We start from the raw sequence: 25,654 nt of genomic DNA, 5'->3' as shown, positions 1-25,654 counted from the left end.
ATAGATTTTAAATTTTCCTCTATACTATATTTGTTATTAATCATATCTCTTCCTCTAAAATTCCATCGCTAAATTAATACACTAATACACAATCTAATTGTACTTTTTTCTATACACAACAAAATAACCTATAAATTCACTTATACTCTTATATTGAATCTATAGGTTATTTACTAATTTTTATTTATTTTTATTACTTATACTATATTCAGATAATCTTTTCCATAAGTACAATATGTAACTAGTTTATCTATTTTTTATTAATAATCTCTTCATTATATTATATATCTCCATATTTTTATATCTCAATCTTAATCACTTATATCAATAACAGAAATATGCCTTATAATATCAATTGTTTCACAATTACCTTCTAATACTACACAATTTATCATACTTTTTAATTGCTTATAATAGCTCTTCTTTACATAAACTTACTTTTTAATCCTAAATTGTATAAGTTATATTTTTTCTGCTACTCTTAACTTAGCACTTCTTGAACGTGGATTTACTTCTATTTCTTCATCACTAGGTAATATTGGTTTTCTAGTTATTATTTTTACCTCAGATTCTTTGTCACACTGACATATAGGTAAATGTTGTGGACATATACAATCTGATGCTAGATATTTAAATGCATTCTTTACTATTCTATCTTCTAATGAATGAAATGTTATTATACATATTCTTCCACCTTCATTCATTATAGAAGAAGCATCATTTATCATCTTCGTAATTACTCCAAGTTCATTATTTACTTCTATTCGTATAGCCTGAAAAGTTCTTTTAGCTGGATGAGGTCCATCTATTCTAGCTTTTTTAGGAATAGCTTTTTTAATTACGTCTACCAATTCACCTGTAGTTTCTATTGATTTATTTGTTCTTTCTTCAACTATAAATTTAGCTATACGTTTAGCCCAGTTGTCTTCTCCATAATCTTTTATTATCTTAGCAAGTTCATCTTCTGTATAAGTATTTACAACATCATATGCAGAAAACTCACATCTAACATCCATCCTCATATCAAGTGGTGCATCTTGCATATAAGAAAAACCTCTGTCTGCTTCATCAAGTTGATGAGATGATACTCCTAAATCTGCCAACACGCCATCAATCTTGTAAACTCCTATTTTTTCTAATTCCTCTTTTATATTTTCAAAGTTGCTATGAACAAACTTTACTCTATCTTTATATTCGCTCAATCTCTCTCTTGCTGTGTTTATAGCATTTTTATCTTGGTCAAAGCCTATAAATAATCCCTTATCTGATAGTTTTTTTACTATCTCTCTAGAATGACCTGCTCCTCCCATAGTACAATCTACATACACTCCATCTGGCTTTATCTTTAAATTTTCTATACACTCATTTAAAAGAACTGATACATGATGAAATTCCATAGTTACCTCCCTTAAATTCACTATTTAAACTATTATTCACTAATATTTTTTTTATTTTTATTTGATAAATAAATATGTGCAATTATACCACCAATCACTCCAACTAGGCTTATAACTTGTGCCATTCTAAGTGGTCCTAACATTAAGCTATCGGTTCTTAATCCCTCTATAAAAAACCTTCCTATTGAGTATAAAGTTATATAATTAACTATAACTTGACCTTCATACTTTTTATTTTTTCTAAACAGCAATAAAACTATAAATATACCAAAATCCCATATAGATTCATATAGAAAAGTTGGATGTACCTTTACTCCATCTACCATTATTCCCCAAGGTAAATTAGTAACACCTCCATGTGCTTCTCCATTAATAAAATTTCCCCATCTCCCTATAGCTTGTGCTAAAGGCATTCCAAGTATAACTGTATCAGCCATTTTTAAGAAGTTAATGTTTTTAACTTTAGTGTATATATATCCAGCTAATATTCCACCAATTAAACCTCCATGTATAGCAAGTCCACCACCTCTAAAATTAAAGACTTGAGATATATTTTGAGCATAATAACTCCAATTAAATACTACATAATAGATTCTTGCACAGATTAGTCCTGCTGGAATTGCTATTATAGCTATATTTAATACATCATCTTCTTTAATTCCTACTCTTTTTGACTCTTTTATTGCAATTAAAGTTCCTAGAATCATTCCACATGCCATAAGTATTCCATACCACATTATGTCTATTCCAAATAGTGTAAATGCCACTCTATCCATAACTCCACCTCTTCGTATTAATTAAAAATATTTCCAAAGCAATATACTTATCTTTACAATTAATTGTAATTATACTAAATTATGATAACATATTAATGTTAATTCTACAAAAAATATTAAAACTAATTCTACAAATACTCATAATATATTACATATATTATACCAATATGATTACTATAAAATTCTTTAAAATCAAAGAGATTGGCACATTTATGCACCAACCTCTTATACATTTTTATATACTATTCTTAAATTTTTCAACTTAATTTACATAAATATATTTTATAAATTTATTTCTTATTTAAACAAGATAAGTATTCAAACTCACAATTTAATATTTATCTAGTTATTCTTATTATAAGTAAATCTTTATTTAGGTTCTACAATAGAAATAACACAATACTCTTCTTTAAAGTGTTCTTTTAATCTTTCTTCTACTTCATCAAAAGTAATGTCTTTAACAACATCTAAATAATCTAATATATTTATATCCTTAAATACATAAGATATAAAACTGTTTGCTATAAAATTTATTGAATCAAAGTACTTAATAAATGAACCAATCTTCTTCTTTTTAGTTCTTTCAAATTCTTCTTTAGATAAACCTTCTTTTTTTGAGTTTTCTATATACTCAATAATTATATCTTTTACTTTTTTAGGTTCCTTAGAATCTCCAGCTATTATACTAAAAGCATAATCTACTTGAGATGAAAATCCCGCTCCAAAATTTTCATTTATTAATCCTTGCATATACAAATCTTCATAAAGTTTACTTCCTTTTTTAAATAACATACCTACAAGTATGTCAGTTACAATCTCTTTACGTAGAAGTTCTTTTCCTTTTAAACCAACATTATTATCCTTAAAACCTATATTAAACATAGGCATAGATATAGGGAATTTTTCTATGACTTCTTTTTCTTTTACACTTTTAGGTTCTTCTGGATAAAATCTCTCTATACTCTTAGAAAGTTTATCTACATCATAGTTATTTGCTTTTTTAGTTACATCTACAACTTTTTCTACATCCAAATCACCAACAACGAATAAAGCCATATTTCCTGGATTATAGAAAGTATTGTAACATTTATACAGTTCTTCTTTAGTTATCTTATATATACTATCTACTGTACCTGCTATATCAATTCTAGCAGGATAATTTACATACATTGCCTTCAAGCAATTAAAGTATACATTCCAATCAGGGTCATCATTGTACATTTTTATTTCTTGGGCTATTATACCTTTTTCTTTTTCAACATTTTCATCTGTAAAATAAGGTGTTTGGACATAGTCAATTAAATGTTCTAAACTCTCATAAAAATTTTCAGTAGCAGAAAATAAGTATGCTGTCATTGTGAAATTAGTAAATGCATTTGCACTTACTCCTAATTTAGAAAATTTATCAAATGCATCTCCTCCATCAGGTTGTTCAAACATCTTATGCTCTAAAAAGTGTGCTATACCTTCATTTACTCTAATTTTTTTATCTTCTCCAATTGGTATAAATTCCAAATCATTTGAACCATAATTAGTAGCCAAAATAGCATATTTTTTAGTAAAGCCTCTTTTAGGCATAAAGTATACATCTAGTCCATTTTGCAATTTTTCATAATAAACTTCTTCTCTCAATATATCATTAACTATTTTTTCCATAGACATTTCCTCCATTAATTTCTTAAAAAGTATACAGTATCAAGCTCTATACCTTTTATAGCTTCGACTATATCCTTTTTAGTAACTTTTTCTATACTAGATATTATGTCTTCTACTTCAGAATTTGTCTTTGACATAGACTGAGAAAAAGCAAAATCAGACATCCCACCTATATTATCTGTTATAGATTTCATAGAGTTAACTAAAGCAAGTTTGCTATTTTCTAATTCTTCATCAGATATATCTCCTGCTTTTATACTTTCTACTTGTTCTTTTATCAACTTCACAGCTTTATCATAATCTTTAGTTTCTATACCAGAAGATATGAACATAATACTTTTATACTTTTCTATCGAAGAAAATACATAATAACATAAGCTTTCTTTTTCTCTTACATTCACAAATAATTTAGAATGAGGTCCGCCACCTAATACATTGCTTCCAACAACAAGAGCATAATATTTATCTGTATCTGCATAATCAACATTTGCTCTGTAACCCATAACAAGTTTACCTTGAGTTATTTCCATTTGTTCATCTACAATTTTTACTTCATCTACATTTTTTATAAAATCAGCTCTTGGTATATCTATAATATCTTCTCTTTCAAATTTTAGATTCTTACTTATTATATCTACAACCTTATCTTCATCAAAATCACCTTCTACAACTATATCTATTGGTGATGTTTTAAGTATATTTTTATAATGTTCATATAAATCTTTTGAAGTTATACTATCTATTTCATCTTCATAACCAAATTCACTTATACTGTATCTTTCACCTTTACACATAGCTTCAATACATTTATCTTGTGCATACTCTTTTTTATCATTTATTACTGATTGTATTTTTTCTCTTAAATTTTCTTTTTCAATATTTAAATATTCTTCTTTAAATCCACCATCTACAACAAGAGTGTTATTTATCACTTCATTAAAAAATTCCACCACTTCTTCAAATATACTCTCATCTAAATATTTTTCACTTATATTAATTATTTTGAAACTCAATACTTGTCTCTCTCCACGCTTTACAGCATCAGCTCCCATAGATGAACCATATAAATCATCTAGCTTATTAGATATTGCTCTTGCACTAGGATATTTTTCACTTCCACTTGCTATTATTGCTGGAATTAGAGCATTTTTTGTAGTTTCTTTTTCATCAAGGATTCTTTGAACATACAAACTTATAAGATTTGATTTAAACTTCTCTGTTTTTATCAAAGTAAGATTAATATTATTACCTAAATTTATTATTTTCTTAGTATTAACCATATGTACCTCCTATTTTTATTTAAACATCAATTTTTAAATTGAAATTTATTTATTTTCTAATTATATATACTAACATATAACAACCTTCTATTTAATTATATCCTTTTTATTATTTTCTAAAAGCAATATTTTTATTTAAATTAAATTCAAATATTATTTAAATCAATCTGCTTTAAAGTCTAGTTTACAAGCTTAATATATATGATGTATAATCAATATGTATGTCTATAATTAAAACAATTTTGCAATCCTATAGATTGATTGTTTAAAGTTATATAAAGAATATAAAAAAGAATAAGAGAGAGGACGATTAATATGAAATTAGGTATAGTTGGTTTACCGAATGTAGGTAAAAGCACACTATTTAACGCAATAACTCAAGCAGGTGCAGAATCTGCAAATTACCCTTTTTGTACGATAGACCCAAATGTTGGAGTTGTATCTGTTCCAGATGAAAGATTGAACAAACTACAAGAATTATATAATTCTGAAAAAATAGTCCCTACTGCTATAGAATTTTGTGATATAGCTGGTTTAGTTAGAGGTGCTTCTAAGGGAGAAGGTTTAGGAAATAAATTTTTATCACATATAAGAGAAGTTGATGCAATAGTCCATGTTGTTAGATGCTTTGAAGATGAAAATGTTATACATGTAGATGGTTCTGTAGACCCACTTCGTGATATAGAGACTATAAACTTAGAATTAATTTTCTCTGATATAGAAATTCTTGAAAGAAGAATCCATAAAACTCAAAAGGCTGCTAAAGCTGATAAGACTTTAGGCTCTGAACTTGATTTACTAAAATCAATCATGTCTACTTTAGAGGAAAGTAAGTGTGTAAGAACTATGCAATTTACAGAAGATGAACAGGTATTCGTAAATTCATTAGATTTACTTACATCTAAACCTGTAATATACGCTTCAAATGTATCAGAAGATGATTTGGCTGATAATGGGGAAAATAATAAGTATGTTCAACAAGTTAAAGCATTTGCCGAAACAGAAGATGCTGAAGTTGTTGTTGTATGTGCACAAATAGAAGCAGAAATTTCTGAACTTGATTCTCCTGAAGAAAAGAAAGAATTTTTAGAGACATTAGGTCTTGAACAATCAGGACTTGATAAACTTATAAAATCTTCTTATGCTTTACTTGGTTTAATTTCATTCTTAACTGCTGGTCCAAAAGAAGTTAGAGCATGGACTATAAAGGTTGGAAGTAAGGCACCTCAAGCAGGAGGAAAAATACATTCTGATATAGAAAGAGGATTTATAAGAGCTGAAACAATAGCTTTTAATGATTTAGTTGAGCATGGTACTATGGCTGCTGCTAAGGAAAAAGGATTAGTTAAATTAGAAGGTAAGGAATACATAGTTAAAGATGGAGATGTTATATTATTTAGATTTAATGTTTAAAATTATTAACTTTGTAGACTTTGGCTATTGTAAGTACTATGATTAGGATATTATAGTTATAATAATGAAATTTTTTATTATCTTATAATAATTATATAGATTCTTTGCAAAAAAGAGAGTTATTCCAAATGATTTCTAATAATCACAATGAAAAACTCTCTTTTTTGTATGATAAAATCTAATCTATTACATATAACAATTAAATTTATAAGTTACTTTTTGTTTTTTAATAAGACTTTAGCCTCAAATCTTGGTTATAAAATTATATTTCTAAAATAGATTTAATACACCTATAGAAATTACTACTGTTGATACTGAAAGTATTTTACTATAATCCCAAATACGCCTTCCACCAAAACATTCAAATGGATAAAAAGGTATACTATGTAAAATCAACAAAGTCTTTCCAAGTGAAACTATGTATTCACTAAATTCTGATTTTCCTACAACTGCTATCCATAAAACAAAACACAATAATCCTAACCATTCAAATAATCCTTCAATAGCCATGTTGCGTCTAAACCTAGCAGTTGATTTGTAGTCTTTTGGATAAAATCTACCTATCATTGGCCATATACCACCTAATACTGTCACCAATAATGATATAAACAATCCACCTCGTGTAACAGTAAATATCCATTTCTCGGGTAAAATTAAGGTTGCAAACATTCCACTAATTAAGGAAATAATCAACAAAGAAAAAAATGCACCTACCATGACGCTACAATCAATTAAATTATTATCAAACAATAAAATAGGAAACAATATCAATAAGTTCAAAATTATGTAAGTTCCTAATTGTCGAATTGATGAATTGCTTTTTTGTGCTGAAGTACTCCATAGATGAAACCCAGAGGCAATAAAAAGCGTGCTGTGTATCCATAATTGTACAGTCCCAATTAGCCCATAATTTTGTAACATCTGTGTAAAACTCATAATATTATATCCATTATTTTCAAAAAGCTTCCATGATGCAACATTATCATCTTTTACAGTGGCAGTTACTGTTTTGCAACCCTGCTCTTTTAAAAACATAGTTACCTTTTTATAAAGCTTACTTCCTATTCCTTTACCCTCATAACCTTTTTTTACATAGGCTGTTTCTAAGTAACCAATCTTTTGACTATTTTTTGCATGAAAAATTCTATAAGAAGCCATCCCAACAATATGTCCATCCACTATAGCAAGAAAAGCATCTTTTGGTTTCTTGAATGCCAAGCCTTCAACCAATCCAAAACTTGATTTACCAAGTTCCCACACAAACCTTCTTTCATCAGCTTCCATTTCTCTAATTATTATATTCTCCAAATTTATCCTCCCAATTTTTCAAATAATGTTTAATATACTTAACTGCATAAACCATACTATCAAACTGTTTATATCAGAATATTTCATATATTTCTTTTAAAATATCATCTAATTCCTATAACAATTTAGATTCTTGTAATAGTGTATTTTTATATAAAAAAAGTGAGCATTGATTAAACAAGGTTCACTTTTTATAAATTTTTATGTTATGTTTTATAATTTATTTAATTTGTTTCTTTTCCTTTTACAATATATCTATCTAAGATTAGTTTTTCATATTTTTCGATTGGCATTGGTCTAGCAAATAAAAAGCCTTGAGCCATATCACAACCTATAACTCTTAAAAATTCAGCTTGCTCCAATGTCTCGACTCCTTCTGAAACAACTTTTATATCAAGCTGCTTTGCCATTTGAACAATACTTGAAACTACAATTTGACTTTTTTTCATATCTCCTACTGTTATAAAAAATTCCCTATCCAATTTTAATACATCAATTGGCATATCTTTAAGCATATTCAAGGAAGAATAACCTGAACCGAAATCATCCATAGAAATTTTGAATCCAACAGACTTTAAATCCTGCATTATTTTAAACAATATTTTTGTATTATCAAAAATTGCACTTTCTGTCAGCTCAATTTCAATTAAATCTGGTTCAATCCCATATTCTTTTGTTATATTTTCAAGCTCAAATATAAAATCTGGGTTCTCAAGATGCACCCTTGATAAATTTATTGATATAGGAAATGTAGGAAAGCTTTCATTTTCCCAACGTTTAAAATTTTTACAAACTTGAGTAAATACAAACATATCTAATTCTGTTATGAAACCATTCTTCTCAAAAATAGGAATAAACACACCTGGACTTATTAATCCTTTTTTAGGATGCTGCCAACGTACAAGAGCTTCAGCACCTACAATTTTAGCAGTTGATAATTCAATTTTAGGTTGTAAATAAACTTTAAATTGTTCATTTTTTAAAGCATCATGCATTTCTTGTTCAATATCACGTTCTTCTATGAGAGTCTCTTTTAAGTTTTCAGCATAAATTTCATAAACTTTTAAATATTTTCTTTTTACTGTCGTTTTTGCAATCATAGCTTTATCAAGACAGGTAGAAATATTTGTTTCTCCCTCTTCAACAAAGTATACTCCTATCGATGGAATCAAATTTAACTCTACTCCTATGCTAGTTTTTATCATTGACATTTTTTTACGTATAAGTTCACATATTTCAATAACTGATTCTCTATTATTTTTCTTTTCAAATATTATGGCAAAATTATCATTTGAAATTCTTGAAAATACGGATTGCTCTTTAAACATACTCTTAATTATCTCTGCTATTTCTTTTAATACTCTATCTCCTTCTTCATATCCAAACCTATCATTTACTAGCTTAAACTTATCCACATCAAAATAAATTAAAACTAGGTTCTTCTTCTCATGAGATGATAAAAATTTGCCACCCTCAAGATTAAATTTATTTGAATTTCCGATACCTGTAACGTTGTCCTTAAAAGCAAAATCTTCTAATTTTTCCTTACTCTTTTTTTGTATAAACAATATGTAAATTGTTAATGCAGTAAATATTATAATCAAAACTACACATGCTGATAATGTAAGCTTTATAATAGCATATGACTTCTCAGATACAGCAGTTTTAGGTACTTCAGAAAAAAGATACCAATCATTGATTCTTATTGGTGCATAACTTAAATAATATCCCCTTCCAGACATGTTATAACTCAATGAACCAGACTTAAAATTTTTTATGTTTGACTTCATGTTATTAAGAGTAGACTTTGATGAAGCATCACTTTTACCAATATAAGTAAATAAATTTTCCTTATTAGTGTTGGCATTTTTACTACTTGGATTTAAAACAATATCTCCATTACTCTTAGCTATATAAGAATAACCTCTTCCATTAAAGGTTTGCACAGAAAGAATCTTTTCATACAACTTGGTGTTATGTGTGGCAAATATGACCCCTTTAACCTCATTACCTTTATAAATTGGTACAGAATATACATTAATGTCGCTATTAACATTTTCATTATCTTTTATTACATCTTTTAATTTGCCTGTTATAGCCACTTCTCCCTGCATTGATTTCAAGAAATAATCCCTTTTCGAGAAATCTTCTATATGCCCATCTGTAGTATATGCTGTGCCATTTGGTAAAATAACCCCCATTCTTTTGAATGAGCTATTGACAGCTTCTCTTTTAAGTATAGAAAGGATATTATCTACTTCATAAGACCCTTCTCCTTCAACAAATATTGAAATTGATTGTAATAACTTTATGTCTCCATTAATTTGTTTTCTCAACACATTGACGCTTTGATTTGCTATTTCTGAAAGATATTGATTCGTTTCTTCACCTAATGTCTTATTCAACTTTGAACCATAAATCAAACAGGAAATTGTAATTACTAAGATACTTATTATGGCAATTATGGACAAACCATGCCTATTATTTTTTGCATCACTTAACATTATGCTTCCTGCCTTTCTAGAATCTCTATATATAATTATTATTTTATGTCAATTACTGTAAGCATTTTATAATGATACTTATTTTTCCATATTTACTGTAATTATACAAAATTATAAACTTTATTACAATAATAAATTAATTAATGTAGATATTAGAACTCCTATTATTGTATTACTTATTTTACAATAATTTCCATATACAAAATAAAAATGTAATATCAAAATAGATTTTGATATTACATTTTTAGATGTCTTGTTTTATTAGATTCTCATATTACATTTTACTTAAACATTCATTTGCAACTTCTTTATCATCAAAATGATGCTTAACTTTACCTATAATTTGATAAGTCTCATGTCCCTTACCTGTTATGATAACAACATCATTTTTCTTTGCCATACTTATAGCCTCTGCTATAGCTTGTTTTCTATCCGAAACAACATGATAATTTTCTTTTTTCTTATCAATTCCTTCAAGTATATCTTTTATTATTGCTTCTGGTTCTTCAGTTCTTGGATTATCAGAAGTTATAATACATAAATCAGAATACTTTTGTCCAATAGCTCCCATTAAAGGTCTCTTTTCAGTATCTCTATCTCCACCACATCCAAACACAGAAATTATTTTTCCTTCTGCAAATTGTTGAGTTGTTTTCAATACATTTTCAAGTGCATCAGGGGTATGAGCATAATCTACAATTACACTGATTCCCTTATCATTTGGAACTGTTTCAAACCTTCCTGATACTCCATTAGAAAGTCTAAGACCTTCTTTATACACTGGCTTAGGTATGCCAAGTACATAGCAAGCAGCTATAACTGCCAATGTATTATATACTGTAAACATCCCTGGAACAGGTATAAATATAACTTCTTCATAAGAAGGTGTTATCAACCTATAAGATACTCCATCCGAATCTGATTTTATATCTCTAGCCATAAAATCAGCTTTAGTATCAACACCATAAGTGTAACAAGGTACATTTAAATCTTTTATATTTTCATATATCTTTTTTCCACCTTCATCATCTATATTTATTATATTTGCCATAGTAGTCTTAAAAAACAACTTTTCTTTGGCTTTTCTATAGTCCTCTAAGTCTTTATGAAAGTCTAAATGGTCTGGTGTTAAATTTGTAAATATGCCCACCTTGAAGTCTGTCTCATCAACTCTATTTAATGCCAATGAGTGTGATGAAACTTCCATCGCACAGTAATCACATCCATTATCTAACATATTATTAAAATGATATTGTAAATCTATACTTTCTGGAGTCGTTGAACTAGAAACAATGTCTTTTTCACCATCAAAAATTTTTATAGTTCCTATAAGACCAACTTTATTTTTATTTAAAGTTAATATCTCATTTAATATAGTAGTTATACTAGTTTTTCCATTAGTACCTGTAACTCCTATAACATTAAATTTCTGAGATGGATGATTGAAAAAATTGTCAGCTATCTTTGCCATATCTTTTCTTGTATCTTTTACCTTTATAAATGTATATCCTTTTATTTCTACATCTTCTTCAACAATAAAGGCTTTTGCTCCCTTTTCTATAGCATCTTTTATATACTTATGACCATCTGACACAAATCCTTTTATGCATACAAATAATGTACCTTCTGTAACCTTTCTTGAATCATATTGTACATTATTAATATCTATATTTAATTCACCTTTGACATTGACTATATCCAAACCTTGTATAATATCATTTAATTTCATAAATGCTTTCCTCCCTTTAAACTCTTTCTGCTAAAATTACACTACATATAATATTATATTAAGAATTTTTTACTATGTGAATGGTTAAAAATGCTTGAAATATTGCAAAAAATGCTCTATAATTTTTTATAATATAACTCAAGAAAGGTCTCATATAAAAGCTATGGATAAAAAAATTGGGTACTTAAATGATAATTTTAAAATATTTAATATTAGAGACAAAAAAGATATAAAATTTGAATACCATAATCATGATTTTAATAAGATAATTATATTTATAGATGGAAATGTCACTTATTTTGTTGAAGGAATTCCCTATAAACTAAAACCTTGGGATATACTTTTTATCAGTAATAATGAAATCCATAAACCAGTTATAGATTCAGATGTATTTTATGAGAGAATTGCAATATGGATTAGTCCAGAATTTATGAAAAAAAATAGTAATATTACTAGTGACTTAGAAAAATGTTTTAAAATAGCCACAGAAAATAAATGTAATAGATTACGTTTAAATATACATGATATTCAATCCATTAAGACTTTTATTGAACAAATAAGTATTTCTGAATCTAACAATGAATTTGGAAATGAACTATTGAGAAATACATTGTTTATACAACTTATGATATTCTTAAATAGAATTTTCTTAAAAAGTGAAAATACAGAATCAACAGAAGATGTTTTTTATGATGAAACTATAAAAAAAATATTAAACTATATAAATTCAAATATAGATAATAAGCTTTCCATAGATAGCATATCATCTGAATTTTTTATAAGTAAATATTATCTTATGAGAAAGTTTAAGTCTTATACTGGGACATCCATACACAATTATATAGTCCAGAAAAGATTAATTTTGGCAAAATCATTAATAATTAATGGTAATCTTATGAGCGAAGTTTGTAGTAAATGTGGATTCAACGATTATTCTAGTTTTGTAAGAGCATTTAAAAAGTACTATGGGGTATCTCCTAAAAATTATATAAACAATAAAAGTCCTTTAGATATTACTCTTTTAGATGAGTAAATTATTTGTTATAAATGTTGTCTCAATAAACACATGAGATATTAGTCTATTCATCTTACTAATATCTCATGGTTGCTAATATTTTAAAATAAATTAAAATATTATATATCTATCCAATCTTTTCAACATTATCTCTTACTATGCTTACACGATTCTTCTCTTTTGCTATGATTCTTCCTTTTTTAATGCTTAATTTCTGATTTTGCTCTAAATTAGTAAATACTACAGGGCTTATTACTGATAGACCGTTTTTCTCAATATACTCTAAGTCCATTTTCACTAACTTATCCCCTGCTTTGACTTCATCTCCTACATTCACAAATACTTCAAATCCATTACCTTCTAAGTTTACAGTTTCTATTCCTAAATGTATAAGTATTTCTACTCCACTTTTCTTAGATTTTATTATTATCGCATGCTTAGTTGGAAATACAACTCCAATAGTTCCATCAACTGGTGAATATATTAATCCATCATCAGATTTAATTGCAAATCCATCGCCCATCAATCTGCTTGAAAATACAGAGTCTGGCACATCTTCTATGTCTAGTAACTCTCCATTTGTAAGGGCATAAACCTCTTCTTCTAATAAAGAATCTCCCATGTTGACGATTTCTGTATTGTTTTTTTCTACTTTATTTTTATATGTATCTTTAATATTCTTGTCTTCAACTTTTATTTTTCCTTCTATTATATCCTTTATGTCAGACTTTATTGCATCTGATTTAGGTCCAAATATAGCTTGAATATTATTTCCAATAACCATAACACCTGCTGCTCCAAGTGATTTTAGCTTTTCTTTATCTACTTTATCTATATCATTTACAACTAATCTAAGTCTTGTTATACAAGCATCTAGACTCTTTAGATTTTCTTTATTCCCTAGGGCAACTAAAATCTCTGATGCTAATTCATTTTTAGACATTTCAACAGTACCTACATTGGTTTCTGACTCATCTTCTCTTCCTGGTGTCTTTAAATTGAACTTTCTTATCATAAATCTAAATACACTATAGTATAATACTGCAAACCCAAGACCTACTAAAATAGCTAAATACCATGGAGTTCTATTAGGAAGTACACCAAATAACAAGAAATCTATTAGTCCTCCTGAAAATGTAAAACCAATTTTAACTCCCAATAATTGCATCACTGCATATGATAAACCTGAAAATAAACAGTGTATTGCAAATAATGCTGGTGCTACAAATAAAAATGCAAACTCTATTGGTTCAGTTATTCCTGTTAAAAAAGAAGTCAATGCTGCTGATGCCATTATACCTGCTACAAATTTTTTCTTTTCAGGCTTTGCTTCATGTACCATAGCAAGCGCTGCTGCTGGAAGACCAAACATCATAAAAGGAAATGCTCCTGTCATAAAAGTACCTGATGTGAAGGTTACTCCATCTTTAAGTTGGGCAAAGAATATCTTTTGGTCACCCATTACAAGTTCACCAGCTTTATTTATGTATTCTCCAAATTGATACCAAAATGGATTATGAAAAACGTGATGTAAACCAAAAGGTATTAATAGTCTTTCTAAAGAACCTTCCATAAACGCTGCTAGTGTTTGATTTGTCTCTATGACATTTTTTGAGAAACTAAGCAATCCCTCTTGTATTGGAGGCCAAACAAAAGACAATATGATTCCTATTGCTATGGCTGCCAATGAAGTAACAATTGGAACAAATCTTTTACCTGCAAAAAAACCTAAATATTGAGGTAACTCAATTTTATAGAACTTCTTATAAAGATAAGCAGCCACTATCCCTATTATGATACCACCAAATACACCTGTTTGAATCGTTGGTATTCCAACAATACTTGCATACATAGAATTATCTATCATACCTTCTGTAACACCTGCCATAACCCCCATAGATGTATTGAGAATAAAAAAACCTACTATGGATGCCAATGCTGCAACACCTTCTCCTTCAGTCAAACCTACAGCCACACCAACTGCAAATATAAGTGGTAAGTTATTAAATATAATTTGACCTGAACTTTCCATTATACTTATTATAAGTTGAAATGTAGGATTAGCTAAAGCTGGAAAATGAGCTAATAATGCATCTCCTGCTAAAGCATTGCTTATACCAAGTAATATACCTGCTGCTGGAAGTAATGCAACTGGTAGCATTAAAGATTTCCCTACTTTCTGTAAAATACCAAATATTTTTTTCATATACTCTTCTCTCCTTATTATTTTATATTTTTTAAATAAAAAAGACTTAAGTTTATAAAAAATTACATTAGTACTCCTAATTCCAAAATCCAACTTACGCTAATATAAATAAATCTATATTAACCTAATTTCAGAATTAAAAATAAACTATTATAATTTTTTTATAAACCTAAGTCTTGCCTGCATCATCAGTAACAATCTTAATGTTTTAAAATTATTATTTTGTATTAACTTTTAAATAATATATTTAACCTATATACTTTGTATCGAGTTCCCTTTTATTATGAGTTTAATACAGATATAACTCTTTTGATATGTAATGTTAAATACAGTAATTCATCTTGACTTACATAGTAATCGTAATTCTTCTCTACATGAGTTTTTATTTTATATGCGCAGTTATAATCTTTTTCATACTTTACTTTTATTATATCTATAATTTCATTATTTGCATCATTTATTTCTTCTCTTTTTACCAAGCGATTTGCAAAGAACTTCAGATGAGTAAGAAGCCTATCATAATTTATATCATCTTCTCTAAATTCAACTCTATAGTAGTATCTTATAATATTGAGTATGTCTTTTACTATTTTAGTAATTAATAGAGATTCCTTTGAACTTCCTTTATAATTTGAATTTACTATATGCATGGCTATAAAACCAGCTTCATCAAGTGGAAATTGTACATTAAATTCTTTATTTATATAATCTACAGCCCATTTACCAATCTCATATTCTTTTTTATGTATTCTTTTTATTTCATGTAGTAAATCATTCTTTATAGTTATATTTTCATTATACCTTTTAATAGCAAATGCAATATGGTCAGTAAGCGCTACATAAATATATTCATAAAGTTCAGTATTCAAGATTCCCTCTGCATAAGCAATTATATCTGTGCTAATTTCAAAAAATTTTTCATCAACCTGGCTTGCCAGTTTTCCAATTTTATCTACAAAACTTTCATCCTGTATAACAAAGGTTCTTTCAATTTTACTTTTGTCTACTTCTTGACCTTTCTTTTTCTGAAATCCAATCCCACATCCTGTTAATATCAATTCTTTTTTTATATTTTCATCTAGAACCAATACAACATTATTATTATAAATTTGTTGAATAATCATAATCAATATATCTCCCAAAATACAAATTCACTTATTCATAAAAAAACACCTAAATTAAGATACAATTCACCTGTATATCTTAACTTAGGTATTGCCTGCTTTCCAGTAACAATCCAATTTGTTAATGCTAATAAATATTGTATTCAATTTATGGTTTTATTCTATTATAAATAAATATATCTGTCAAGCAAATTATTGAAAACTATTTCCTATTTTTTAACATTAATTTTAATATCAAAGAACACACACTATATTGCATTGTTTTTATGATTCTATCATCATCATCTCATCATAAAGAATATTCTCCAATAACTCCTTAGCAACTTCTCTTGATATTTGTTTAGTTTCAACTAATTGTTGAACACTATCTCTTTCACTTTGGATTGCCATTAACCTGTAGTATTCTACTTTTGCTTCAAACTTATCATCATTTTGAATCTTTCTAGTCAGCCAATTCAGGTAACGATTATAAAATCTGATTACTATTATGGACTCATGTCTGTTGTTTTCATCAGTATTTCCATTTATAAAAGATATAGCAGTTTTAGTAGAAAGTGCATATGCATGGTGAAATTCTTTAATTATTTCTTTATTTTCGGATATTATTTTTGTAATTTTTTCTTTTACTTCTAGTTTTACTTTTCTATCTATAATCCACATACTTATTTTTAGCCTTGCAATCTTAAATATAGACTTCTGAATAGATTTTCTTGATTTTGTAATATAAAACCTATACAATTTAAAAGCTCTATCAGAAATTTTTCCAACTTCTAATAGGTTTTGAACAGCCAACAAACCTTGATGGTCTGCTTGTGCAATCATAATACTTATAAGTTTGTTATCTGGAGTATTTAATATTCCCTTTTCAGAGTCTACCAACTGTTCATTTAAATCATGTATAACTGGTTGTACTTCTTGTGCATTTTCATTACTAAGTTTTAAAATAGCTTCTTTCAAAATTAATTGATATGCCTCTTTATCAGATAGTAAATGTTCTGATTCTTGTATATTATTTTTTAATAATCTTGGCAATAAAATTGTAGCCAATATTAAACTTATAAGAATAACTTCTGATGATATAAATAAAACAGTATCTCTCATCGGAAATATATCTTTATTAGCTAAATAAAATGGTATGGATAATGCAGTTGCTAGTGTAAAGGTACCATGAACACCACAAGTAGCAACTATTAATGAGTATTTACATCTAGAAATACTGTCTTTTACAACTTCTTCATTCTTAAAACCTAAAAATCCTATAAAGAAATTATTTAATGGATTCTTTTTAGTTTTTATAAAAGAATCATGCCATAAATATACACATATAAATCTTATTACAAATAAAATAAATACAATTAAAACAGCAATAAAAGTCAATTTCAATGCCATATTTTCATTTTTAGTGCTAAGACCTATATATATGCTTGGTAATAAAAAACCAAGCAATGTAAATACAAATCCATTCAATACATACTCTAAAACATACCATGTATTGTCTGATATTATTCTTAGTTTAGTAGTTGTATTTTGTAAATGCTCTTTTTCAATTCCATGGGCTATCCCTGCCATTACAACAGCTAGAATTCCAGATACCCCTACTTCTTCTGCCACAAAATACACAAAAAGTGGAGTCATTATTTGTATAACTATTACCATTGGAATTTCTTCCAGATTCCACTTATGTAAACTAAGTCTTATTTTTATAATTATATATCCTAAAAGGCATCCTAATATTATTCCTCCAAAAGCAGTAATTATAAATTGAATCCCTGCTTCTTTTATTGAAAATGCTCCTGTAACTGTTGCAAGCACTGCAACTTTAAATGCTACTACTCCAGCAGCATCATTTAATAGAGATTCACCTTCAAGTATACTCATCATATTTTTAGGGAAATCTAATCCTTGTGTGATTGATTTTACTGCCACTAAATCAGTTGGAGATATTACTGCTGCTAGAGCAAATGAAACTGACAGAGGCATCTCAGGAATAAGAAAATGTATAAAGATTCCACCTGCAAATACTGTTGTCAAAACTAGACCAAATGCAAGAAGTAAAATAGGCTTTCTAAGTTCTAACAGCTCTTTTCTCGATACATTTTGACCTTCACTAAATAATAATGGAGCTATTATACATATTACAAATATTTCTGGGTTAAATGAAAATGAAAATTTAAATGGCAAAATAGACAATATAACTCCTAATACAATTTGATATATTGCAAGAGGAATACTGTTCCACTTTTTACTAAGTACAGTTGAAATTGTTGTGCAAACCAATAACCCTAACAATGTTACTAAAATTGACACGTCTACCCCTCTTTTCAATAATTACATTATAGATTAAACTTATATATCAACTAACTTAATATTAATATCATATAATTTTAGCATCAAAAAATTTTCAATTTATCCTATTATTCTTATTATATATCTCAGATTTAATTTTGAAAACATCTATACTAGATGACATGCGACAAAATGATTCTTTGATATTTCTTTTAAAACTGGAACTTCTATTTTACATACTTCTTTACAATAAGGGCATCTTGTATGAAACTTACATCCACTTGGTGGATTTGTTGGAGAAGGTATATCCCCTTTTAATATAATTCTATTTTTCTTAATTGTAGGGTCTTGTATTGGTACTGCACTCATAAGTGCTTTTGTGTATGGATGTTGAGAATGCAAGTAAAGTTCTTCTTTCGTTGCAATCTCTATTATAGAACCTAGATACATGACACATACTCTATGTGCAATATGATTTACTACACTTAAATCATGAGATATAAACAAATATGAAAGTTTATATTTATCTTGTAAATCCATAAGTAAATTTATAATTTGAGATTGAATAGAAACATCTAATGCAGAAACAGGTTCATCACAAACTATAAATTCTGGATTTAATGCTAATGCCCTTGCTATACCGATTCTCTGTCTTTGACCTCCAGAAAACTCGCCTGGTTTCCTGTTTAAATGATACTTAGAAAGACCACAATTCTCTACAACATTTAATATATTATCTTTTATTTCATTTTTTGGTACTAAATTATGTTCTATAACTGCCTCAGATATTATTTGCTCTACATTTAATCTTGGGTTTAATGAGCTATATGGGTCTTGAAATATCATTTGCATTTTTGGTCTTAATCTTCTAAGTTCTTCCTTCTCTAACTTATATATATCTATACCATTAAATTCAACTTTTCCTTCAGTTTTTTCAATTAATCTAAGAATTGTTCTTCCAGCAGTTGATTTTCCACATCCTGATTCTCCAACTATAGCCAAAGTTTCTCCCTTTTTCAAATCAAAAGAGACTCCATCAACTGCCTTTACATATTTGACCTCCTTATTAAACAATCCAGATTTAACTTCAAAGTACTTTTTAAGCCCTTCTACTTTTAATAAACTTTCTTCTTTTTTCATTTATATCTCCTCCTGTTTATATAACCAACATGCAATACTATGACCACTATTCAATTCTATTAAAGGAGGTATCTGAGTCCTACACTTATCACATACTTTTTCACATCTATCACTAAAGTAACATGAATCTGGTATTCCAATTGGGTTTGGTACTTGTCCTGGAATTGAATACAATCTTTTTTCTTTGTTTTCTCCAAGAATAGGCTTTGACTTTAAAAGTCCAATAGTGTAAGGGTGTTTTGGATTTTTAAATAATTCAACAACATCTGCTACTTCTATAACTTTGCCCGCATACATTACTATTACTTTATCACACATTTCTGCAACTACCCCCAAATCATGGGTAATCATCATTATAGATGTGTTTAATTTTTCTTTTATATTTTTCATTATATCTAGAACTTGAGCTTGAATAGTAACATCTAAAGCTGTTGTTGGTTCATCAGCTATAAGTAATTTTGGATTACAGGATAAAGCCATAGCTATCATTATTCTTTGTCTCATACCACCAGATAACTCGTGTGGATATGAATTATATATTTCTTCAGCTCTTGGTATTTCTACTAGCTTTATCATATCTATTACCTTTTTTTTAGCCTCTTCTTTTGATAAATCTTGATGCAATATAATTCCTTCAATAATTTGATTTCCCACAGTAAATGCTGGATTTAAAGATGTCATTGGCTCTTGAAAAATCATCGATATCTCATTGCCTCTTATTCCCATAAGTTCATTTTCATTCATCTTTAAAATGTCTTTACCTTGAAATATTATTTCTCCACCTTCTATTTTTGATGTTGGAAGTAGCTTCATCAAAGACATAGCTGTTACAGATTTACCACATCCTGATTCTCCAACTATTCCAATAGTTTCACCTTCATTTATATTAAAACTTACTCCATTTACACTCTTTACAATGCCTTTATCTGTATGAAAATAGACCTTTAAGTCTCTAACCTCAATTAGTGTTTTATTCATTATTTTCTCCTCTCAGTGAAATTGCTTAAAATAACATACACTTTTTGATTGTATTTTATAAAATTTTAAATTACAACATTTTATTACATTTTATTCTTTTTTTCTATCAATTAAAACAGTATGATAGTTAATTTCTATATGTGTTGATTTAATAATGATTCTTATTATAAAATGAAAAATATGCGTCAAATATTATTTTATGGAGGTTTTATAAGAATATGAAATTTAAAAAATTGGCATCATTAATCTTAGTTTCGGCATTAATGTTTACATTCACAGCTTGTAGTTCTAATGATAAAGACAAGTCTAGTGGAGGAGGAGAAAGTAAATCTGGTGGAACTGTTGTAATCCCTATGGCAAGTGACCCTGACATAATCAATGGAGCTTTTGCAAATGTTAAAGAAGATTCTCTTGCGTCAAATATAGTTTATGCTCCTCTTTATACTTATGAAAAAGGAAATTTAGTAAATTATCTAGCAGAAAAAGTAGATTTTAAAGATAGTAAAGAATTAACTATAAAATTAAAATCTGATTTAAAATGGCATGATGGGAAACCAATAACTGCTGAAGATGTCTTATTCACATTTAATACAGTTTTAGATGAAAAACAAAATTCACCATCAAGACAATACTTATTGATAGGCGAAAAACCAGTTAAAGTAGAGAAAGTTGATGATTTAACTGTTAAGATTACCTTGCCAACTGCAAGTGAATCTTTCTTGTATGGTATATCTAAAATAGCTCCAATACCTAAACACATCTTTGAAGGAGAATCAAATATAGCTAAGTCAGAAAAAAACAATAATCCAGTTGGTTCTGGGGCATTCAAGTTTAAAGAATGGAAAAAAGGTGAAAGCATAGTATTTGAAAAAAATGCAGATTATTTCGGTGGAGAACCTAAAGCAGACTCTATAGCATTAAAAATAATACCTAATGAAGCATCTCAAGAAGCAGCTTTAAATAATGGTGAAATTTCACTTATGAAGACATCTGCTGAAGGATATGAAAAAGCAAAATCAAATTCAAACTTACAGACTTACACTTACAGTGAAGAAAGATTAAATTATATTGTATTTAACCAAAATATAGCAAATATGGCTAATAAAGAAGTAAGACAAGCATTATCATATGCTTTGAATAGAAATGAAATGATAGAATCAGCATATGGAAAAGAGGGTTCTGTACCTGCTAAATCTATATTAGTTCCAGAAGCAGACTTCTACACTGAAGAAGGTGTTGAAGAATATAAGCAAGATACAAATAAAGCTAAAGACCTATTAGCTAAGAGTGGTGTTAAAATTGATAAATTAAAAATAGGTTATAACACAGGCAGATTTGGACATAAAAACTATGCTTTAGTAGCTCAACAAGAGTTGAAAAAAATTGGTATAGAAGCTGAAATAGTTCCTTATGAAAGTAAAGCTTTCTTCAATATATTATTTAGCAATGGTACTGAATGTGATATGTATGTAAATGGATATGCTTGGGGATTAGAGCCAAATCCATATAGAGGTATGTTTGAAACTGGTCAATATTGTAACCAAACTAAATATTCTAATACTGAAATAGATGCTTTATGGGAAAAAGGATTTACTGAATTAGACAAAGAAAAACGTAAAGAAATATACAAACAAATACAACAGGATATATCTAAAGATGCACCTATTTATACTATAGATTATGAACAGAATTTAATGGCAGCTCAAAAAAGTTTAAAAGGAATAGAAGATGCTAAACCATCTCCTGCAATATTATTTGAAGACTGGTCTAAACTATATGTAGAATAATTTATGTAAAATTTTATATTATTAATTAAAAAGGGAGATGTCTAAAAATAATATGGCAACTTTGAACTTAGTGTCCATTGCATTGTTTTATTATTCTAAAACGAGACATCTCCTTTAATTAGGAGAATTCATTTATGTTGAAATTAATATTAAATAGAGTAAAAGTTTTAATACCTATGTTAATCTTAATATCTATATTATCATTTGGGCTTTTAGAATTAGCTCCTGGTGACCCAGCAGATGCTTATATAAATCCTTTAATGTCTGCACAAGATATTGAAAATATAAGAGTTAACATGGGACTTGATAAACCAGTATACATAAGATACTTAAGTTGGTTAAAAAACACTTTAAGTGGAAATCTAGGTATTTCTTATATAAACCATATGCCTGTTACAGAACAAATTATGGAAAAGATGGGAAATACATTTATTCTTATGGGAACTTCTTTAATATTTTCAATATTAGTAGCTATACCTCTCGGAATATTTTTAGCTGTAAATAAAAATTCAATAACTAGTAAAATATCATCTATTTTTAATTATATAGGTGTTTCTATTCCTTCATTTTGGATAGGCATGATACTCATCTCAATTTTTTCAGTTAAGTTTAATATTTTTCCATCAGGAGGTATGCATACTATTGGAAATGATAGTTTTGGAGATTTAGTAAAACATTTAATTCTACCTGTAATAACTTTAGGTTTATATAATACAGCTATTTTCACAAATTATGTAGAAGCTAGTGTAAGTGAACAATTAAAAAAACAGTATGTTGTTACAGCAAGAGCAAAAGGATTATCAGAAAAAATCATACTCTTCAAACATGTCTTGAAAAATTCACTGACATCATTAGTTACAATTCTTGGTATGAGTATACAAAAATTAGTTACTGGTGCATTTGTTACAGAAGTAGTTTTCTCTTGGCCAGGTATGGGTAGATTAATGATTGATTCAATTTTTTCAAGAGATTATACCATAATTATGGCAATAACTATGTTATCAGCACTCTTTTTAATTTTAGGAAATTTAGTAGCTGATATATTATATCTATTAATTGACCCTAAAATTAAATCTAGTAAAGGAGACTTCTGATTATGTTTACAAATATTCTAAAAGAATTAAAAAAAGACAAATCCTTTGCTTTTGCATGCATTACTCTTAGTATAATAATCATATTAATCATAGCTTCTTTTATATTAAATATAGACTCTAATGCAATTGACACTACTTCCAAACTTCAAGAACCTAGTTTAAAGCATATTTTTGGTACAGATGAACTTGGGAGGGATTATTTCTCTAGAGCTCTTTATGGTGGAAGAATTTCACTTAGTGTTGGTATTTTATCCATGGTTATTTCTATAGTATTTGGTACTGCTGTAGGTGTTATTAGTGGATATATTGGAGGTAAGTTGGACCAATTCTTAATGAGAATAGTAGATATGCTTATGAGTATCCCTAGCTTCTTAGTTTTGATTGTGTTAAATACTTATTTGACACCTAAAGTCTCCACTATTATACTAATTATTGGATTTTTAAGTTGGATGGAAGTCTCAAGAATCGTCCGTGGAGAAACATTAAAAATAAAGGAAAATGAATACTGTATAGCTGCTAAAGCTACAGGTATTAAAACTAGAAATATACTATTAAGACACATAGTTTTAAACTTAAAAGAAACTATTGTAGTTGCAGGCTCATTAAATATTGCTAATGCTATCTTAACTGAATCCGCTCTTAGTTTTTTAGGCCTTGGAATACAATTACCTCTTGCATCGTGGGGTAATATGCTTCAAGATGCTCAAAGACATATTTTTGATAAGTTATATTTAGCTGTATTTCCAGGTCTACTTATATTTTTAACAGTTATGAGCTTGACTATAATAAGTAAAAAGTTTTCTAGTAATACTTAATAACTTTTATATAGAAAAATAAAAACAATGACTATCTACAGATACTCACTGTTTTTATTTTTTATTTTTAGAAAATATATTTTGTATATTATAATTTTCAATACTAATTTATTCTGATATGTAAAACCTATTATTGCCTATTAAATATATAAAAAACTAATAGTTTATTGTAATTTTTTAAAATTTGTTTGCTTTTTATTGTTATTTTAATAACACTCTCGCGAATTTTTTTTACTAAAAAAATCTATAATAAATTTAAATACATGTTCATCTACATGACTATAACGTTCTTTCTTAGGTCTGCATAATACAACTTTCCATGTAATAGGATGATTAAATGGTATTTCTATAATTTTACTATTCTCAAAGAAATTGTGGACTGGTGACGGTAGAATGGTTATAAAATCAGAGTTTGTAGTTGATAACAATAGAAAATCCCATGAACCAGACATGATATATCTTTTTAACTTAACATTTTCATCAGTAAATTTTTGCATTAGCTTATGATGTATCATAAAAGCAGGATTAAATATTGCAAGTAACTGCTCATTCAAATCGTTCCAGTCTATCTTATTTTTTTTAGCAAGTGGATGATTTACATTTAAAAAAGCTGTCAGCTCATCTTCTTGAAGTACATGTTCAGTCACTACACTTTTATCGATTTTATGTGGATGTAATAATACCGCATAATCTAATTCTTGTAATATAAGCATTCTACTTAAATCATATGCTCCCTTCTCTACTATATCAAATTCTATATCTGGATTGTTTGCAACTAACTGTGCAACTACATCTGAAAAGGCTATTCCAAGTATAAGTGGTGGTATTCCTATTCTAACTTTACCTTTAAATTGAACTGAATCTTCCCTTAAATCTTCCATCATGTTTTTGTATTCATTTATAATATGTTCTGCATTTACATAAAATCTCTCTCCTGCTGGTGTTAAGCCATTTAACCTGCCTTTGTACCTCTCAAATAAGTATACATCTTCACTCTCTTCAAAATTTTTTATGATTTGACTTAACGCTGGTTGAGATATGTGAAGTGTCTTAGATGCTATTGATAGATTAAAACCAGATTTTACTATCTCAACAAAATATTTTAACTGTTTTATATCCATTTTAAACCCCCTTTCTTAAAAATAT

The 25,654-nt window shown here is 27.9% G+C and carries 18 protein-coding genes; 5 read left to right on the top strand and 13 right to left on the bottom strand.

Annotated features, from left to right (window positions below; all coding sequences use genetic code 11):
* Positions 1-461: 461 nt before the first annotated feature.
* The 4 genes from rsmH to yfmF form a co-directional block, all read right to left on the bottom strand.
* Positions 462-1,397: a 16S rRNA (cytosine(1402)-N(4))-methyltransferase RsmH gene (rsmH, locus tag Q3223_RS10025; protein ID WP_223152786.1), complete on the bottom strand. Its 936-nt coding sequence runs from the start codon at positions 1,395-1,397 to the stop codon at positions 462-464.
* Between the two features lie 32 nt (positions 1,398-1,429).
* On the bottom strand, positions 1,430-2,173 hold the full coding sequence (gene lgt / locus Q3223_RS10020) for a prolipoprotein diacylglyceryl transferase (protein ID WP_219673175.1): 744 nt from the start codon (positions 2,171-2,173) through the stop codon (positions 1,430-1,432).
* A 369-nt stretch (positions 2,174-2,542) separates the two neighbouring features.
* The gene (yfmH, locus tag Q3223_RS10015) at positions 2,543-3,829 is read right to left on the bottom strand and encodes an EF-P 5-aminopentanol modification-associated protein YfmH (RefSeq protein WP_407811925.1); all 1,287 of its coding nucleotides are present in this window, start codon (positions 3,827-3,829) and stop codon (positions 2,543-2,545) included.
* A gap of 14 nt (positions 3,830-3,843) precedes the next feature.
* Complete coding sequence (gene yfmF, locus Q3223_RS10010) at positions 3,844-5,109, bottom strand: EF-P 5-aminopentanol modification-associated protein YfmF (RefSeq protein ID WP_054271230.1); 1,266 nt, start codon at positions 5,107-5,109, stop codon at positions 3,844-3,846.
* 315 nt (positions 5,110-5,424) lie between these two features.
* On the opposite strand from yfmF, the gene ychF reads away from it, so the two are divergent.
* Entirely contained in the window at positions 5,425-6,522 is a 1,098-nt protein-coding gene (gene ychF / locus Q3223_RS10005) for a redox-regulated ATPase YchF (RefSeq protein WP_054271231.1), read from the top strand.
* A gap of 270 nt (positions 6,523-6,792) precedes the next feature.
* On the opposite strand, the gene Q3223_RS10000 is transcribed toward ychF, so the two are convergent.
* The 3 genes from Q3223_RS10000 to Q3223_RS09990 form a co-directional block, all read right to left on the bottom strand.
* Complete coding sequence (locus Q3223_RS10000; RefSeq protein ID WP_407811924.1) at positions 6,793-7,830, bottom strand: N-acetyltransferase family protein; 1,038 nt, start codon at positions 7,828-7,830, stop codon at positions 6,793-6,795.
* Positions 7,831-8,054: 224 nt separating this feature from the next.
* Entirely contained in the window at positions 8,055-10,334 is a 2,280-nt protein-coding gene (locus Q3223_RS09995) for an EAL domain-containing protein (protein ID WP_167639630.1), read from the bottom strand.
* A gap of 274 nt (positions 10,335-10,608) precedes the next feature.
* Entirely contained in the window at positions 10,609-12,063 is a 1,455-nt protein-coding gene (locus tag Q3223_RS09990) for a UDP-N-acetylmuramoyl-L-alanyl-D-glutamate--2,6-diaminopimelate ligase (protein ID WP_407811923.1), read from the bottom strand.
* A gap of 163 nt (positions 12,064-12,226) precedes the next feature.
* Between Q3223_RS09990 and Q3223_RS09985 the strand changes: the two genes are divergently transcribed.
* Positions 12,227-13,096, top strand: coding sequence for an AraC family transcriptional regulator (locus tag Q3223_RS09985; protein WP_407811922.1), 870 nt, complete (start codon positions 12,227-12,229; stop codon positions 13,094-13,096).
* A gap of 109 nt (positions 13,097-13,205) precedes the next feature.
* Here the strand turns inward: Q3223_RS09985 and ptsG are convergent, their stop codons facing one another.
* The 5 genes from ptsG to Q3223_RS09960 all read right to left on the bottom strand — a co-directional run bounded on the left by ptsG (position 13,206) and on the right by Q3223_RS09960 (position 20,812).
* On the bottom strand, positions 13,206-15,284 hold the full coding sequence (gene ptsG, locus Q3223_RS09980; RefSeq protein ID WP_407811920.1) for a glucose-specific PTS transporter subunit IIBC: 2,079 nt from the start codon (positions 15,282-15,284) through the stop codon (positions 13,206-13,208).
* A 281-nt stretch (positions 15,285-15,565) separates the two neighbouring features.
* A complete protein-coding gene (gene licT / locus Q3223_RS09975; protein ID WP_054271235.1) occupies positions 15,566-16,408 on the bottom strand; it encodes a BglG family transcription antiterminator LicT in 843 nt (280 codons plus the stop codon).
* A gap of 264 nt (positions 16,409-16,672) precedes the next feature.
* Complete coding sequence (locus Q3223_RS09970; protein WP_407811919.1) at positions 16,673-18,715, bottom strand: cation:proton antiporter; 2,043 nt, start codon at positions 18,713-18,715, stop codon at positions 16,673-16,675.
* A 147-nt stretch (positions 18,716-18,862) separates the two neighbouring features.
* Positions 18,863-19,834: a dipeptide ABC transporter ATP-binding protein gene (locus Q3223_RS09965; protein WP_167639633.1), complete on the bottom strand. Its 972-nt coding sequence runs from the start codon at positions 19,832-19,834 to the stop codon at positions 18,863-18,865.
* A complete protein-coding gene (locus Q3223_RS09960) occupies positions 19,835-20,812 on the bottom strand; it encodes an ABC transporter ATP-binding protein (protein WP_407811918.1) in 978 nt (325 codons plus the stop codon).
* Between the two features lie 218 nt (positions 20,813-21,030).
* Between Q3223_RS09960 and Q3223_RS09955 the strand changes: the two genes are divergently transcribed.
* From Q3223_RS09955 to Q3223_RS09945, 3 genes are all read left to right on the top strand, one after another.
* Positions 21,031-22,599 (top strand): ABC transporter substrate-binding protein, encoded by a 1,569-nt coding sequence (locus Q3223_RS09955; protein ID WP_074178518.1) that lies wholly within the window; start codon positions 21,031-21,033, stop codon positions 22,597-22,599.
* A 134-nt stretch (positions 22,600-22,733) separates the two neighbouring features.
* Positions 22,734-23,693, top strand: a complete 960-nt coding sequence (locus tag Q3223_RS09950; RefSeq protein WP_407811917.1) for an ABC transporter permease — start codon at positions 22,734-22,736, stop codon at positions 23,691-23,693.
* Between the two features lie 2 nt (positions 23,694-23,695).
* The gene (locus Q3223_RS09945) at positions 23,696-24,508 is read left to right on the top strand and encodes an ABC transporter permease (protein WP_054277290.1); all 813 of its coding nucleotides are present in this window, start codon (positions 23,696-23,698) and stop codon (positions 24,506-24,508) included.
* 206 nt (positions 24,509-24,714) lie between these two features.
* Here Q3223_RS09945 and Q3223_RS09940 read toward each other — a convergent pair whose 3' ends face one another.
* The gene (locus tag Q3223_RS09940) at positions 24,715-25,629 is read right to left on the bottom strand and encodes a LysR substrate-binding domain-containing protein (RefSeq protein ID WP_407811916.1); all 915 of its coding nucleotides are present in this window, start codon (positions 25,627-25,629) and stop codon (positions 24,715-24,717) included.
* Between the last annotated feature and the right edge of the window lie 25 nt (positions 25,630-25,654).

The organism is Clostridioides sp. GD02367 (assembly GCF_045900275.1).
Lineage (GTDB): Bacteria > Bacillota > Clostridia > Peptostreptococcales > Peptostreptococcaceae > Clostridioides > Clostridioides difficile_A.
Note: the sequence above shows the minus strand (reverse complement) of the source record. Positions and strands in the feature narration are given on the sequence as shown.

Bases quoted from the DNA above. Each gene is read 5' to 3' on its own strand.
- yfmH (WP_407811925.1), bottom strand. From the start codon at position 3,829: ATGGAAAAAATAGTTAATGATATATTGAGAGAAGAAGTTTATTATGAA.
- Q3223_RS09950 (WP_407811917.1), top strand. From the start codon at position 22,734: ATGTTGAAATTAATATTAAATAGAGTAAAAGTTTTAATACCTATGTTA.
- Q3223_RS09990 (WP_407811923.1), bottom strand. From the start codon at position 12,063: ATGAAATTAAATGATATTATACAAGGTTTGGATATAGTCAATGTCAAA.
- Q3223_RS09960 (WP_407811918.1), bottom strand. From the start codon at position 20,812: ATGAATAAAACACTAATTGAGGTTAGAGACTTAAAGGTCTATTTTCAT.
- rsmH (WP_223152786.1), bottom strand. From the start codon at position 1,397: ATGGAATTTCATCATGTATCAGTTCTTTTAAATGAGTGTATAGAAAAT.
- licT (WP_054271235.1), bottom strand. From the start codon at position 16,408: ATGATTATTCAACAAATTTATAATAATAATGTTGTATTGGTTCTAGAT.
- Q3223_RS09955 (WP_074178518.1), top strand. From the start codon at position 21,031: ATGAAATTTAAAAAATTGGCATCATTAATCTTAGTTTCGGCATTAATG.
- Q3223_RS09940 (WP_407811916.1), bottom strand. From the start codon at position 25,629: ATGGATATAAAACAGTTAAAATATTTTGTTGAGATAGTAAAATCTGGT.
- ychF (WP_054271231.1), top strand. From the start codon at position 5,425: ATGAAATTAGGTATAGTTGGTTTACCGAATGTAGGTAAAAGCACACTA.
- Q3223_RS09945 (WP_054277290.1), top strand. From the start codon at position 23,696: ATGTTTACAAATATTCTAAAAGAATTAAAAAAAGACAAATCCTTTGCT.
- Q3223_RS09995 (WP_167639630.1), bottom strand. From the start codon at position 10,334: ATGTTAAGTGATGCAAAAAATAATAGGCATGGTTTGTCCATAATTGCC.
- Q3223_RS09985 (WP_407811922.1), top strand. From the start codon at position 12,227: ATGGATAAAAAAATTGGGTACTTAAATGATAATTTTAAAATATTTAAT.
- lgt (WP_219673175.1), bottom strand. From the start codon at position 2,173: ATGGATAGAGTGGCATTTACACTATTTGGAATAGACATAATGTGGTAT.
- ptsG (WP_407811920.1), bottom strand. From the start codon at position 15,284: ATGAAAAAAATATTTGGTATTTTACAGAAAGTAGGGAAATCTTTAATG.
- Q3223_RS09965 (WP_167639633.1), bottom strand. From the start codon at position 19,834: ATGAAAAAAGAAGAAAGTTTATTAAAAGTAGAAGGGCTTAAAAAGTAC.
- yfmF (WP_054271230.1), bottom strand. From the start codon at position 5,109: ATGGTTAATACTAAGAAAATAATAAATTTAGGTAATAATATTAATCTT.